Consider the following 14,180-nt stretch of genomic DNA (forward strand, 5'->3'; position numbering starts at 1 on the left):
GCCGGGCGCGTCAGAAGATCGCCCGGCCCCTTGTTTCAGGTGAGCGTGAACAAGCCCAAGGCGTCGCGCAATTCGGCAAGCGTCGCCTCCGTCCGCTCCCTCGCCTTTCGCGTACCCTTTCGCACGACTTCCATGACATAGTTCGGTTCGGCGGCATAATGCGCGCGGCGTTCGCGGATCGGCGCGAGCAGCGCTTGCAGGACGTCCTCGAGATGTCTCTTCAAGGTGACGTCACCAAGGCCGCCATGCCGATAATGCGCCTTCATCTCTTCGATGAATTGCCGATCCTCGCAGAAAGCATCGAGATAGGTGAAGACGACGTTTCCCTCGATCTTGCCGGGATCGTTGACGCGCAGGTGATCCGGATCGGTGTACATGCGTCGCACCGCATTCCTGATCTCGTCAGGCGATGCCGAGAGCGGGATCGCATTGCCCTGCGATTTGCTCATCTTCGCCCTGCCGTCGACACCCGGAAGGCGCCCGACTTTTGGCACCATGGCTGCAGCCTCGACGAGAATGTCTCGCCCGATCTGCCGATTGAGACGGCGAACGATCTCGTTGGTCTGCTCGATCAATGGCGCCTGATCTTCGCCGACGGGAACGACGGTCGCCTTGAAGGCCGTGATATCGGCGGCTTGCGCGACCGGATAGCAGAGAAAGCCGGCCGGGACATCGCGTTCGAAACCGCGCAGCTGGATCTCCGTCTTGATCGTCGGATTTCTCTCCAGGCGGCTGACCGTGACGAAATTCAGATAGAGCAGTGTCAGCTCCGCCAGCGCCGGCAAGGCGGATTGCACGCAGATCGTCGTCAGCGCCGGATCGATGCCGACGGCAAGATAATCGGTGGCGACCTCAAGAACGTTGCGCCGGACCTTTTCGGGATCATGGGCATTGTCGGTCAGCGCCTGGGTATCCGCCAGGAGCAGGAATTGCTCGTGACTATGCTGAAGTGCAACGCGGCTTTTCAGCGAGCCGACGTAGTGGCCGAGATGGAGTGGACCCGTCGTCCGGTCGCCCGTCAGGATGACAGGGCGGGTATCTATAGGGGAAAACATTTCGTTGCTCCGCAAAAGGAGCCGCCGCAATCGGGAAGGAAAAACGGAATGGACCATGCCTGCCGGATCACGGCGGCAGGGTCGATTTCAAGACATGACGACTGCCGCTCCTAGAAGGAGCGCCACCACATTTGGCAAATGGGCTTGGCAAGGTCGATCATGGGCGGTTGATTACACCGTTGCACCGCAATCGGCAACATGGAGAGGCGCGAAACGCCCCTCAGTTAGTTCTTGTCCAGCGTCTCGCGCACGACGACGGCAAGCTGCTTCAGCGAGAACGGCTTCGGCAGGAAGCCGAATTGCGCATCCGCTGGCAGATTGCGGGCAAAGGCATCCTCGGCATAGCCCGAAACGAAGATGAATTTCAGGTCCGGATATTTCTTGCGCAGTTCGCGTAGCAGCGACGGACCATCCATTTCCGGCATGACGACATCGGAGACGACGACATCGACCTGACCGTTGAGCTCGTCCATGATATCGAGCGCCTCGACGCCGGACCCGGCCTCGTGGACGGTATAGCCGCGCGTCTCGAGCATGCGCTTGCCGCCGCGACGCACCGCCTCCTCGTCCTCGACAAGTAGCACGACAGCGGACTTGCCGGTGAGATCGGCCGGTTCTTCTGCAGAGGTGGCTATACCGACACTCTGGTCCATGGCCGCGACATCGCGGCTTTCCGACACTTTCGTCTCGGTCACCGCGGGCATTTCCACGATGTGGCGCGGCAGGAAGATGCGGAAGGTCGTTCCCTTGCCCACTTCCGATTCCGGCTGGATATAGCCGCCGGACTGCTTGATGATGCCGTAGACCATGGCAAGACCGAGGCCGGTGCCCTTGCCGACTTCCTTGGTCGTGAAGAAGGGCTCGAAGATCTTGTCCATGATTTCGGGCGCGATGCCGGTGCCGGTATCGCTGACCTCGACGAGCACCATGTCCTCATGCGGAAGATAGGGATAGTTGAAGGCGCTGACATCGGCCGCAAGCAGATTGCGGGTGCGCAGCGTCAGCGTTCCGCCGCCCGGCATGGCATCGCGGGCATTGACGCACAAATTGATGAGCACCTGTTCGAACTGCGACAGGTCAGTTTTGACGGGCCAGAGATCGCGGCCGTAATCCACGTCGAGCTTGACATGCGTACCCGACAGCAGCCGGTCCACCAGCATGCGGAGATCGCCGATCACATCGGTCAGATTGAGAACCGTTGGCCGCATCGTCTGCTTGCGCGAGAAGGCGAGCAGCTGCCGAACCAGCACGGCCGCGCGATTGGCATTGCGCTTGATTTCCATCAGATCCGCAAAGCTGGCATCGGAGGGCCGCGCCTGAAGCAGCAGATGGTCTGATGAAAGCAGGATCGCCGTCAGAACGTTGTTGAAGTCATGCGCGATGCCGCCTGCAAGCGTGCCGACGGCATTGAGCTTTTGCGTCTGCGCCATCTGTGTTTCGAGCGCCTTCTGCTCGGTCACCTCGACCGCATAGACGATGGCAGCCTCTTCGGGCGCCTCATCGGTCTGGTCGATGACGGCATTCACGTAGAAGCGGAAATGCCGCGTTTCGTCTTTCGGATTGCGGGAGTCGATCGGCGGAATATCGCCCTGCCGGTCTTTGGCGGCCGCCAGCGCCTGCTGCAGCTGCGGCCGGTCACTTTCGTTGACGACGCTCTCGAGGGCAGCACCGCGCTCGATATCGTCGCGCGACACCAGATCCGAGAAGAGCTTCAGGAAAGGCGCATTCGTCCGCAGAATGCGGCCGTTGCCATCGACGGATGCGATCGCCATCGGCGTATTGTTGAAGAAGCGGCTGAAGCGCATCGCGGCGGCGGAGGCCGATTGCTCGGTATCCGCACCATTCTGGCGAGTCAGGACGATGGTGCGGCTCTCACCGGGCGCGCCGTCGCGCATCGACGTGACACTGTGGACGATCTGTACGGGTAGGCTCTGGCCATTAGACCGGCGCAGATCGAGATCGAGCGTCACCGTCTTCTTGAGACCCGGTTCCGCCTGCACCGATTGGATCAGCGCCAGCCCCTCGCCGGCGACGAGATCGCCTATGGTCAGCGAGCCCGGTACGAACTTGGTCAGATCGAAGCCCAGCCATTCGGCAAGCGTTGCATTGAGATAGAAGATCTCGCCCTTGCGTCCGGCGGAAAAAAAGCCGGCCGGCGCATGGTCGAGATAGTCGATCGCGTTCTGCAATTCCTTGAAGAAACGTTCCTGGTCGTCACGCTCGGAGGTGATGTCGGTGACCTGCCAGATATGTAGCACCTTGCTGCTGCCCTGCTCCGGCGGCAGCACCCGCGCTTTCAGCCGGTACCAATGTGCACTATTGCCGCTTCCATCAACCGGGCCGAGCGGCTTCAGCAGGCGAAACTCTTCCGATCCCTCATTGCCATCGCGCAGGCCATTAGCAAGACGATAGAGAGCCTCGTTGGATTCGCGATTTCGCGACAGCAGCATTTCCAGCGACTGCACTTCCGTCGCCTTCGTCGCACCGGTCAGGCGGCCGTAGGCGGCATTCGCGTAGACGATGCGGCCCTTCTCGTCGGTGATCAGTGTCCCGTCGGGATGGCTATTGAGGAAGGACCGCGCCAAACTGTCGGACTGCGGCTGCGGCATGACCTCGACGAAACCGATGATCGAGGAGACCAGGAAGAAGATGCCGACCATGGCAAGAATGCCGAGACCGCCGAGAACCGCTTCATTGTCGAGCTGGTTCTTGAAGACGACAAAGGCCGCCGCGGCGGCCACGAGAACGAGCGCGAGCAGGATGATGCGCAGCACGGTTCCAGAACGAACTCCGCGATCCACCAGCGGCACGCTATACTCGTCGGACGGACGCTGCTTCGTCATAAACCCCTCGTACCGGCCGTTCTCCTCGCGACATGTCATACACCTTGGGGTCGCCGGAGCCGGACCTTTCGAATCTTCTTTATCAATTTGCGTCATCCGCAAAAAGCTTTGCCGGACCAGAAAGACTTGAATTCACAAGCAATAGAATACAACAGCCTGCAATCGCATCTTGTCTCCGGCGCAATCCTGTTCATATGATCGCGATATAGAAGGGTCACGGTCAAAGCATTACCCGCAACAGTTGCGCCTACTGCATAATTCCTTAAATAGGATTCGATTTAAGGGTAAAATTATGCAGTGGATTTAAAGTACTACAGCGACCTTTGCGCGTCACATCTGGCGCGCTGCGCTGTAAACCGCGACATCGGGGACAATTACGGAGTATCTCGATATGTTGGACGATATCGCCGGAGCCTATGGCAGCCGCTTCTTTCTCGCAGCCGGTGGAGTTGGCATTGCCCTGCTCGTACTCATTGGCATTCTGTGGATCATGCGCAACCGAGCGCCTTCTCCCTTCGTGCGCGGCGGCAAGAACCGTCAGCCTCGCCTGCAGGTGCTGGATGCCGCCGCCGTCGATGCCCGCCGCCGTCTCGTGCTCGTGCGACGCGATGGGATCGAACATCTGATCATGATCGGCGGCCCAACGGACATCGTCATCGAATCGGGCATTTCCGATGCCACCCGGGCTGGAACCGCCGCGACGCCGGTCGAGATTCCCATGGCATTTGAAGAGAGGCAGTCGCCGCAGCAGAAGGCGACTGCGGTGGAAGCTCCTCCCGCAGCGCTTCCGCAGCGCCAGCAATCCGCCGAAGACAAGATCGAAGCCTATTTACGCAACGAACCCCGCCTTGCGCCTGCAACGGAACCCGCTCCAGTGCCGCAGGTGGCCGAGCACCCACAAGCAGCCCCTGTCAAGCCGCCGCAACCCGCCCAACAACCCGCTCCGGCAATCAGCGAGGCTGAGGCAGCCGACATATTGGATGCTGCTCGCCACGTTGTCCTGCCGCAGCAGCAGCCTGCTCCCGCGCGCCAAGCGGCAGTCGAACCCACCGTCGCATCGGTGCCGACGCCTGTTGCCGAGCCCGGCAACGATTTCCAGCGCATCCTCGAAGCGGAAATGTCGAAGAATTTGACCGCCGAACGGATCATTCCGAACGCGCCGGCACCACGGCAGGTACAGCAGCAACCAAATGCCGCGCCATCCCCAGTCTCAAACCCCGCAAAACGCGTCGAACCCGAACTTGCACCGCTGACCGGAGCCGACAGCGCCCTTCAGAAAGAAGTCGCTCGCATCTTCGGGGAAATGAGCGTCAGCCGCGACAAATAGGGCGCGTCCTCGCAACCGCCGGAATGGAAAAAGGCACGACGGATATCCCCGTCGTGCCTTTGTTCTATAAGCCCCGTTAAAACCGAAGCGCCATTCACTCGTCGCGGTAAACCTTTTCGCGGCGCTCGTGGCGTTCCTGTGCTTCGATCGACAAGGTGGCAATGGGACGAGCGTCCAGACGCTTCAAGCCGATCGGCTCGCCGGTTTCTTCGCAATAGCCGTAAGTACCATCTTCGATACGCTGCAAGGCGGCATCGATCTTGGAAATGAGTTTGCGCTGGCGGTCGCGAGCCCGAAGTTCGATGGCTCTGTCGGTTTCCGAGGAAGCCCGATCAGCGAGATCGGGATGATTTGCGCTTTCTTCTGCAAGATGATCCAGGGTTTCGCGCGCTTCTCTAAGGATGTCGTTTTTCCATGCTATCAGCTTCGCTCGAAAATAAGCTCGCTGGTTCAGATTCATGAACTCCTCGTCTTCCGAGGGCACATAGTTGCTAAGATCGATCTTCTCACTCAACGCGATTCTCCTGAAGAACATCTCATATGGCTGGGGTGTATATCCCAACCAATAGTACCGATTCAAGCCAAATAGATGCTGTCAACTGATTTTTAAATTTGTCATAAAATTCGGCTAAGGGTCTATTTTTTCATCACTTCTTCTCGCCAGCCCCGATTCTCCGCGCTCGTAACCTTCCCGTGAAGACGAGGCATTTCGCCCTCTCGCGGATCGCCTCGCAGTTGACGGCGCATGCGAACAGACGCTACCTCATTGAGGAAATCGAGCCCCGGAATTTCGCCATGACCAGAATTTCGCCGCCGCCGTCCAGGATCTATCTTCTACGCCATGCCGAGGCCCGGCAGGCTACGCCCGGACAGAAGGATTTCGATCGCCCTTTGAGCGACAATGGCTATGCGGCGGCCGAGATCGTCGCGGAGAAAGCGGTCGGCAAAGGCTATAAGCCGGACCTCGTCATTTCCTCCACTGCCTTGCGCTGTCGTCAGACGGCCGCAGCCATGCGCCGCGCCGTCACGCCCTCAACGGAATTCCGCTTTGTCGACGCGCTCTATAACGGCACGCCGGATATTTATCTGTCGCTCATTTCGGCGCAGACCGACCAGGAATCCGTCATGCTGGTCGCGCACAATCCGATCATCGAGCTGACGCTCGCCGCGCTGATCGGACATGAGGCCTTCGCCGATGCCCTCCCACGTGGTTTTCCGACAGCCGGCCTTGCTGTAATCGATGCGACATCGTCAGGCTGGACTCTGACGGATTTTGTCACCGAGTAGGGACTTGCCAATATGAGCCGCAATCCCGCTCGCGAGTGATTGCAGAGCCATATCTGCTCACCTTTTCGGCGCGAGTTTCGATCCCTATATTCACCGCCACGCTGTCATCCAGGGATCCCGCCTTGCCCCCAAGCCTGACCTCTTTTACCGACGACGCCCTCATTGCCTTTGACAATCTGGCCGATCGCGCCGCCGGCCTCGTCAATCCGACGATCCGTCTGGGTGTTACAGGCCTCTCCCGTTCGGGCAAGACCGTTTTCATCTCCTCATTGGTGCATAATCTCCTGAATGGCGGACGTCTGCCGCTGTTCGAGCCGGTGCAATCCGGTCGCGTCTCCGCCGTCCGCCTCGAGCCGCAGCCGGACGATGCCGTGCCGCGCTTTCAATACGAGGACCACATCCGTGCCCTGGTCAAAGACCGCATCTGGCCGGATTCGACGCGTGCCATCTCCGAGCTGCGTATCACGCTGGATTATCAAAGCGCCAGCGGCTGGAACCGCCTGTTCTCCCCCGGCCGCCTCTCCATCGATATTGTCGACTATCCCGGCGAATGGTTGCTCGACCTGCCGCTGCTCGCCAAGGATTTCCGTACCTTCAGCGAGGAAACGCTGGCTCTGGCAAACACCGGCATTCGCGCCGAGCTTTCACGTCATTGGCTTGCCATGACGGAGGCGGCAGACATCGCAGCATCGGCGGATGAAATGAAAGCACGCGACCTCGCCACCGCCTTTGCGGACTATCTCAAAGCCTGCAAATCCGATGAGCGCTCACTCTCGACATTGCCGCCCGGCCGTTTCCTGCTGCCTGGCGATCTTGACGGCTCGCCGGCCCTCACCTTCGCGCCGCTGAAACTGCCCCCCGAAGGTAGCGCGCCGAAGGGCTCACTCTGGGCGATGATGGAACGCCGCTACGAGGCTTATAAGTCCGTTGTCGTCAAACCCTTCTTTCGCGAACATTTCGCACGCCTCGACCGGCAGATCGTCCTTGTCGATGCCCTGCAGGCCATCAATCGCGGCCCGGAAGCCGTGCAGGATCTGGAACGGGCGCTGACGGACGTACTGGCCTGCTTCCGACCCGGCACGAATTCGCTCATTTCCTCGCTGCTCGGCCGTCGGATTGACCGTGTGCTAGTGGCCGCGACCAAAGCCGACCACCTCCATCATGAAAGCCACGACCGCCTGGAGGCTCTCACTCGCCGGCTCGTCGAGCGTGCGATCGAGCGCATCGGCATGGCGGGTGCCGGCATAGAGGTCATGGCCATAGCCTCGGTGCGCGCAACCCGCGAGGCAACCGTGACCCGCGACGGCCAGACGCTTCCCGTCATCGTCGGCACGCCGATGGACAAGGAAACTATCGCTGGCGAGGCTTTCGACGGCAATCGCAAGACGGCGATCTTCCCTGGCGATCTGCCGGAAAACCCGCGCTGGCTGTTCGAAGCCCTTGAATCGGATGGGGCGAAGGTCCATCTGCCCGAGGTGAACGTTGTCCGGTTTCGCCCGCCGGAGCTCGACGAAACCGGTGAAGGCATCAAGCTTTCGGTGCCGCATATCCGCCTCGACCGCGCCATGCAGTTCCTGTTCGGAGACCGTCTCGCATGACGAAATCGACCGAAAACGAGCCGAACGGCAATCGTCGTCCCAGCGCTTTCACAGTGGAACCTGAAACCTCCAGAACAGAAGCGACACCACCAACGGTTCGCAAGCCGCAAAGCTTCGATACCGACATCGTGCTGACGCCCGACGCGGAAGATCCGTTCATCAATCCGGCCCTCGGCGCCGATTCGGATGCAACTGCCATCGCCAAGCCCCGCCGCAAGAGATTCTCCTTCGGCAAGGTGGCGCTCGGTGCGCTCGGCATTCTGGTGTCCCTCGCCTTCGGCCTCTGGACGGATCAGCTCATCCGCGACCTGTTCAGCCGGGCCGACTGGCTTGGCTATACCGCCCTTGCGGTCGTCGCCATCGGCATTCTGGCCGTCCTTGCCATAGTCATCCGCGAGACCGCAGGAATGATGCGGCTCGCCGCCGTGCAGACCATCAAGGCGGAGGCGGAAGCTGCCATCGTCGAAACCCGACCGGCGCGCGCCAAAGCATTGGTCAAGCGACTCTGCACTCTACTCGAATCCAATCCAGACACGGCGAGAGGCCGCGCAACCCTGAAGGCGGCAGAAGACGACATCATCGATGCGCCTCAGCTCATTGATCTTGCCGAACGCGAGCTGCTCGGCCCACTCGACCGCCGCGCCCGGGCGCTGATTCTTGGCGCGTCGAAACGCGTGTCCGTCGTAACAGCCGTCAGTCCCCGCGCCCTCGTCGATATTCTCTACGTTCTCTATGAAGCGGCCAAACTGGTCCGCGCCATGGCCGAACTCTATGGCGGCAGACCCGGCACGCTCGGCATGGTCAGATTGATGCGCGATGTGATCGCTCATCTCGCCGTCACCGGCTCCATCGCAGTCGGCGACAGCATTGTCCAGCAGTTGATCGGTCATGGCTTGGCGTCGAAACTCTCCGCACGCCTCGGCGAGGGCGTCGTCAATGGCATGATGACCGCGAGAATCGGCATCGCCGCCATGGACCTTTGCCGACCGCTCCCCTTCAAGGCGCTCAAACGTCCGGGCATTACCGATTTCGCCGGCGACCTCACGCCGAATGTCACCGGCCGCAACCCGGCGTGATGACCTGCAAATTAGGGACTTCAGCACCTTCGGAAACCAAGCATTAACCATTCTCGGGCAAAAGTGACAACCAGTTTCACGGTTTCGCCTCGCTAGGGAATGTCCATGTTTTCGCGTCGATTTCTTCTTGTAAGCAGCCTTGCCGCCGCAGCCATCTCCACCGGCGCCTGGACGCAATCAGCCGAAGCGGCTCCCCGCGACAAGGCGTTCTTCCAGTCGATCTCGGGCACATGGAGCGGCCCCGGCGAGATCGTTGCCGGCAAGTACAAAGGCACGAAGTTCACCTGCAATCTCACGGGCAAGCCATCCGATGGCAGCAGCGCCGGCGTCAAGCTCGACGGCACCTGCCGCGTCGGCGTCTTCCAGCAGCCGATGTCGGCCGAGATCACGCAGAGCGGCGGCTCCTATAGCGGAAAATTCCTGGATGGTGCTGCCGGCAAGGGCCTCGATGTCACCTCCGGCACAGTCAACGACAATACGGTCGTTCTTGGACTGAACCGTCAGAAGCTGAACGGTGCCATGATCGCCCGCATTCCGGACAGCAAGTCGATGAACGTCACCATTTCGGTGAAGGTCGGCGAACAGATGGTGCCAGTCATCGGCGTCACGCTGAAGCGCGCCGACGTCGACCAGATGGCGGTTGGATCGATCCAATAAGCGTCCGACAGCAGCTCACAAAGAGAAAGGCCGGCAATTTTGCCGGCCTTTCTCTTTATAGTCATATGGTCCAGCTCAGGCCGTTCGCCACCAGTCACGGTTTTCGTCCGCGACCTCGATACCTTCGACATCAACATCCCGCAGCCAATCGGCGATTGCCCTCCCATTGACCACAAGATCCGCGGCGAAATCGGCAAGCGGCATCAGCACGAAACCGCGCTCGACCATTCGCGGATGCGGAATGGTGAGCAGCGGCTCGACCTGTTCCAGATCTCCATAGGTCAGCACATCGATATCGATCGTTCGCGGCCCCCAGCGCTCGATCCGCACCCGCTTCATCTGCCGCTCTATGTCGAGGCACACGTCCAGCAAGGCTTCCGGCGTGAGGGTCGTATCGACCGCAGCACAGGAATTGTAGAAGAAGGATTGGTCCGTCTTGCCCCAGGGCGGCGTACGATAAAGCCGCGACACCGAAATCACCTGACAATCGGCACGCGCATCCAGGATGCGCAAGGCGAGCGCCATGGCGCGGACCGGGTTGTCCAGATTGCCACCCAAACCGAGCGTCGTCCGCACGGCTACACCTTCAGGCAAAATGCTCAATGCTCACCTGCACATAATCGAGAACGCCCGGAACCGGGGCATTGGGCTTGCGTACCGTGATTTTGGCGCGGCGGATACCCGGAAAACGACGGCATAGTTCCTTCGCCACATCGAGCGCCAGCGCCTCGATCAGATAGCGTCGGCGCCCGGTCACGATTTCCTCGATGACGCTGAATGCGATGCCGTAATTGACAGTGTCATCGATCGAATCACGCTCCAGCGCATCGCCGGCTTCGACATCGAGTTCGGCATCGACGAAGAAGCGCTGGCCAAGGAATTCCTCCTCATCATGGACGCCGTGCCGGGCAAAGAAGGCGCAATTCTGCAAAGTAATGGTGTATGTCACAGCGCTCATGGCGTCTCTCCGTTTCGAACAGGCGCGATCGGGTCCGAAAACCGCTCCCTGCATTCGAGCATTATGCTTTAAGTCTCGCGCGCGTCCTGAGAATAGCATCCGCAACCGCCAGCGCGTCCCTGTTGATTGCGACATTGTGCACGCGGAATATCGCAGCCCCCTGCAACCGCAGGATCGCGCTGGTTGCGGCAGTGCCGACGTCCCGATCGGCTGCGTCGCGACCCGTTATAGTGCCGACGAACCGCTTGCGCGAGGTGCCGACCAACAGGGGCAGCTCGAAGCGCAGCAGAGCATTGAAACGCGTCATCAGCTCGAGATTTTCCTCGGCATTCTCCTTGGCGAAGCCAAAGCCCGGATCGAGCACGATCGTCTGCCTGTCGACGCCGGCCGCAGCGGCAATCTCCAGCGAGCGATTGAGAAAGAAAAGCTGGTCATCGATCACATCAGGCAGCTTCTGCCGCTCACGCCCCGTATGCATAATGCAGAGACCAGCACCCGTTTGCGCCGCCACGGTGGCAATATCTGGCTCGCGCTGCAGACCGAACACATCGTTGACGATATGCGCGCCGGCGCCGATCGCCAATCGCGCCGTATCGGCGCGATACGTATCGACGGAAATCAGCGCATCGGTCCTGCCGCGCAAGGCTTCGATGACGGGCAGTACCCGCCCCTGCTCCTCGCTGGCATTGACGGCCGCGGCACCCGGTTTGGTCGATTCGCCGCCGATATCGATGATGCCGGCCCCGTCCTCGACACAGGCCAGCGCATGGGCAACAGCCGCATCAACGGCCTCATAATGCCCGCCGTCGGAGAAGGAATCCGGCGTCACATTGACGATAGCCATGATGACGCTCTGTCCGCCGACATCGATGCTGCGGCCATGCGCGACATGCCAGGTTTGGCTGCGAAGCTCCGTCACGAACCGTCCATCCCATTGAAAAGGAAAAAACCTCGCGCTTGATATTGCGCTCACAGTGGCTATGCCGCAAGGTTCGCCGAAGTTCAACATGGTAGCGACACGAATGCCGCTTGCATCCCATAAGTTCAGTCTTTCGTGTGCATTGCTGCTCGCGTTCTGCATACCCAATGTAGCCGGCGCGGAAGTCATCGCCCGCAAATCCATTTCCTATTTCGACATCAAGGGCAGCACCGCCGACGAGCTCGATGCCGCCCTGAACCAGCGCGGACCGCTGGCGATCGGCTCCAGCAGTCACCATCCCGGTGCGACGAGAATCCGCTTCGGCGGCAATGCGACCTACAGCGAAGCAAACGGCCGCTGCTATATTTCCGGCGTCAAGGTTACGGTCGATACGGAAATCATTCTGCCGCGCTGGCGTGACCGGCGGCATGCCAGCAAGCAGCTTTCCATGATCTGGGATACATTGGCTGCCGATATCCGGCGCCATGAAGACCGGCATGTCGAAATCGCCCGCCAGCACGCGCGGCAGATGGAAAGGCAGATCCTGTCTCTGCCGTCAGCCGGCAATTGCGATGCGCTTCAGGAAAGGGCAAATGAGGTGACGTCGCGGGAAACCGACCGGCACGATGCCGATCAGGCGCGCTTCGACCGCATCGAAGCGATCAATTTCACGAGCCGGATGCAGAGGCTGCTCCACTATCGCAGCCGCCAAGGTGCCCGGCAGTAGCCTTTCAAAAACTACCTTCGGTGCAAAAGGCGATCAGAAGCGCCAACTGTGGGAAATCAGTCACTATATCCTGTGAATCGTCTGATCTCGTCGCTCTTTGAACTTTACGAGAATCTGAAATAGGTTTTTCCTATCAATTACAGAGACAAACGCACTGGTTGATTCGAAGAAGACCAGGCGGATGTCGCAAAAGGATCGATTTTGAGTACCTGCGTTGGCGGGTTTCTTCGCTCTTCGGCGCAGTCGGGTTTGTTTCTTAAAGCATGCGCTAAGTGTTCTCCTGGCGCGTCCTGAAGCCGCAGGTGTTTCCTCCCTTGCCTGCGGTGATGCGCCCGCCTCGCCTCGCTCGCTGCACCAGCTGAGCGGGGCATCTTTTTTGGGCATTCGACCCTCAGCGGGATTATCGCAACGGATCGAGCGGGACGTGCCAGAGGTCCGGTGTTAGGCCTGCCGCTCCGGCACGTGGACGACAAGGCCGTCCAGCGCACTCTTCATCTTGATCTGACAGGAGAGCCGCGAGTTTGGACGAACGTCGAAGGCGAAGTCGAGCATGTCTTCTTCCATGGCTTCCGGGCCGCCGACCTTCTCGGTCCATTCCTCATCGACATAGACATGACAGGTGGCACAGGCGCACGCACCGCCGCATTCCGCTTCGATGCCTGGAACGGAGTTGCGTACGGCATTTTCCATCACGGTGGAGCCCTCGTCGACATTGAGGTCAAAGCGCGTCCCGTCGAAGGCGACGATGGTCAATTTGGTCATGTGGGTGAATTCCGATATTTCGTGAATGAAGGGTGATCGGAATTTTACTTCCAACAAATCGATGGGGCAGTCAACATTTGCGCCGCCGAAACGGTTTGTCCCGTCCGGCGGCGCAAGGGTGCACATCATTGATCGTCGAGCGGATCGGCTCAGCGCGAAAGCTTCAAAATGAAGTTTTCGGCCTCGATGACGCTGGTTGTGACCGCTGCCATGTGAGCGGCGTCGCCGACATTGCTTTCGAGCGCTCCAGCCGCATCCGCCACGCGGAAGGCACCAACGGCGCTGGCAGCGCCCCTCAGCTTGTGCGATGCGGCCTCCACTCGCTTGGGATCGCCGCTGCCGATCTCCTGCAGACAGGAACGGGCCTGCCTTGCGAACATCTGCAGCACCTCGACCTCAAGTGCCTTGTCGCCCATCGTTTGCTTGCCGAGATGGACGAGATCGATCGCCCGCTCCCGCGACGGAGCCGCGCCACGCGAATTATCAGGAGATTCAAATGCGATGTTCAAAGCTGCCATGTGCCAATGCTCCCGTCATTTATCTATGACTGTTTTAGGGACCTGCCGCATAGTTGCGGCTCGGGCATGGCCATCCAGTTAAATTTTGGCACATTGAGGGCCGAAAACTCCAGACATGGTTAACGTGCGTTAAACATGCTCAAAATCTTGGGTTTTCATGGCGTTGAACAGATAAACAAGGTTAATGTCACCTTAACGATCCACTGGCTTTAAGGTGGAATTAATTGTCATGACTGGGGGAATGTGTCACTACGATACTAGTAAATTGGGTAGATGGCACATGCCTTTGCCCCGGAAGTGGATGATGGTAATGTTTTCATAACATCCGTTTGAAAAACCAGTTATCCACTCTGAATGTAATGGGAAATCCAAATTCGATGTTGATCGAAGGCGGAAGACCCGCGGGAGGCAGGGTTCGTCTTTTCCGGACGCGGCGGAATTACCGGAAAAGAC

The 14,180-nt window shown here is 59.7% G+C and carries 14 protein-coding genes; 6 read left to right on the forward strand and 8 right to left on the reverse strand.

Translation table 11 applies throughout. The features are described from left to right. Positions 1-35: 35 nt before the first annotated feature. Entirely contained in the window at positions 36-1,055 is a 1,020-nt protein-coding gene (trpS, locus tag JJQ51_RS23260) for a tryptophan--tRNA ligase (protein WP_113355489.1), read from the reverse strand. Between the two features lie 224 nt (positions 1,056-1,279). Then, positions 1,280-3,898: a cell cycle histidine kinase CckA gene (gene cckA, locus JJQ51_RS23265; protein WP_113355487.1), complete on the reverse strand. Its 2,619-nt coding sequence runs from the start codon at positions 3,896-3,898 to the stop codon at positions 1,280-1,282. Between the two features lie 391 nt (positions 3,899-4,289). On the opposite strand from cckA, the gene JJQ51_RS23270 reads away from it, so the two are divergent. After that, positions 4,290-5,225: a flagellar biosynthetic protein FliO gene (locus tag JJQ51_RS23270; protein ID WP_113355483.1), complete on the forward strand. Its 936-nt coding sequence runs from the start codon at positions 4,290-4,292 to the stop codon at positions 5,223-5,225. A gap of 94 nt (positions 5,226-5,319) precedes the next feature. Here JJQ51_RS23270 and dksA read toward each other — a convergent pair whose 3' ends face one another. After that, on the reverse strand, positions 5,320-5,739 hold the full coding sequence (gene dksA / locus JJQ51_RS23275) for an RNA polymerase-binding protein DksA (RefSeq protein ID WP_004109001.1): 420 nt from the start codon (positions 5,737-5,739) through the stop codon (positions 5,320-5,322). A gap of 281 nt (positions 5,740-6,020) precedes the next feature. On the opposite strand from dksA, the gene JJQ51_RS23280 reads away from it, so the two are divergent. From JJQ51_RS23280 to JJQ51_RS23295, 4 genes are all read left to right on the forward strand, one after another. Beyond that, positions 6,021-6,512, forward strand: a complete 492-nt coding sequence (locus JJQ51_RS23280) for a SixA phosphatase family protein (protein ID WP_069613203.1) — start codon at positions 6,021-6,023, stop codon at positions 6,510-6,512. Between the two features lie 122 nt (positions 6,513-6,634). After that, the gene (locus JJQ51_RS23285; RefSeq protein WP_113355600.1) at positions 6,635-8,110 is read left to right on the forward strand and encodes a YcjX family protein; all 1,476 of its coding nucleotides are present in this window, start codon (positions 6,635-6,637) and stop codon (positions 8,108-8,110) included. Beyond that, positions 8,107-9,186: a YcjF family protein gene (locus JJQ51_RS23290; protein ID WP_113355480.1), complete on the forward strand. Its 1,080-nt coding sequence runs from the start codon at positions 8,107-8,109 to the stop codon at positions 9,184-9,186. The genes JJQ51_RS23285 and JJQ51_RS23290 overlap by 4 nt, the downstream gene beginning before the upstream one ends. A gap of 105 nt (positions 9,187-9,291) precedes the next feature. Then, entirely contained in the window at positions 9,292-9,843 is a 552-nt protein-coding gene (locus JJQ51_RS23295) for a hypothetical protein (protein ID WP_113355475.1), read from the forward strand. A gap of 75 nt (positions 9,844-9,918) precedes the next feature. Here the strand turns inward: JJQ51_RS23295 and folK are convergent, their stop codons facing one another. The 3 genes from folK to folP all read right to left on the reverse strand — a co-directional run bounded on the left by folK (position 9,919) and on the right by folP (position 11,720). Continuing rightward, positions 9,919-10,446 carry a 2-amino-4-hydroxy-6-hydroxymethyldihydropteridine diphosphokinase gene (gene folK, locus JJQ51_RS23300; protein WP_442966420.1) on the reverse strand — a complete coding sequence of 176 codons (528 nt, stop codon included), beginning with the start codon at positions 10,444-10,446 and terminating at the stop codon, positions 9,919-9,921. Continuing rightward, on the reverse strand, positions 10,430-10,801 hold the full coding sequence (gene folB, locus JJQ51_RS23305) for a dihydroneopterin aldolase (RefSeq protein ID WP_069613040.1): 372 nt from the start codon (positions 10,799-10,801) through the stop codon (positions 10,430-10,432). Before folB ends, folK begins: the two co-directional genes overlap by 17 nt. A 61-nt stretch (positions 10,802-10,862) precedes the next feature. Beyond that, complete coding sequence (gene folP / locus JJQ51_RS23310) at positions 10,863-11,720, reverse strand: dihydropteroate synthase (protein ID WP_113332609.1); 858 nt, start codon at positions 11,718-11,720, stop codon at positions 10,863-10,865. A gap of 103 nt (positions 11,721-11,823) precedes the next feature. On the opposite strand from folP, the gene JJQ51_RS23315 reads away from it, so the two are divergent. Further along, the gene (locus tag JJQ51_RS23315; RefSeq protein ID WP_113332619.1) at positions 11,824-12,447 is read left to right on the forward strand and encodes a DUF922 domain-containing Zn-dependent protease; all 624 of its coding nucleotides are present in this window, start codon (positions 11,824-11,826) and stop codon (positions 12,445-12,447) included. A 441-nt stretch (positions 12,448-12,888) separates the two neighbouring features. Here the strand turns inward: JJQ51_RS23315 and JJQ51_RS23320 are convergent, their stop codons facing one another. Both JJQ51_RS23320 and JJQ51_RS23325 read right to left on the reverse strand, forming a co-directional pair. After that, complete coding sequence (locus JJQ51_RS23320; RefSeq protein ID WP_015340086.1) at positions 12,889-13,209, reverse strand: 2Fe-2S iron-sulfur cluster-binding protein; 321 nt, start codon at positions 13,207-13,209, stop codon at positions 12,889-12,891. A 149-nt stretch (positions 13,210-13,358) separates the two neighbouring features. Then, a complete protein-coding gene (locus JJQ51_RS23325; RefSeq protein WP_113332610.1) occupies positions 13,359-13,727 on the reverse strand; it encodes an Hpt domain-containing protein in 369 nt (122 codons plus the stop codon). Positions 13,728-14,180 lie beyond the last annotated feature (453 nt).

Origin of the sequence: Rhizobium sp. AG207R (assembly GCF_027109195.1) — a bacterium.
GTDB classification, from domain to species: Bacteria; Pseudomonadota; Alphaproteobacteria; order Rhizobiales; family Rhizobiaceae; genus Rhizobium; species Rhizobium dioscoreae.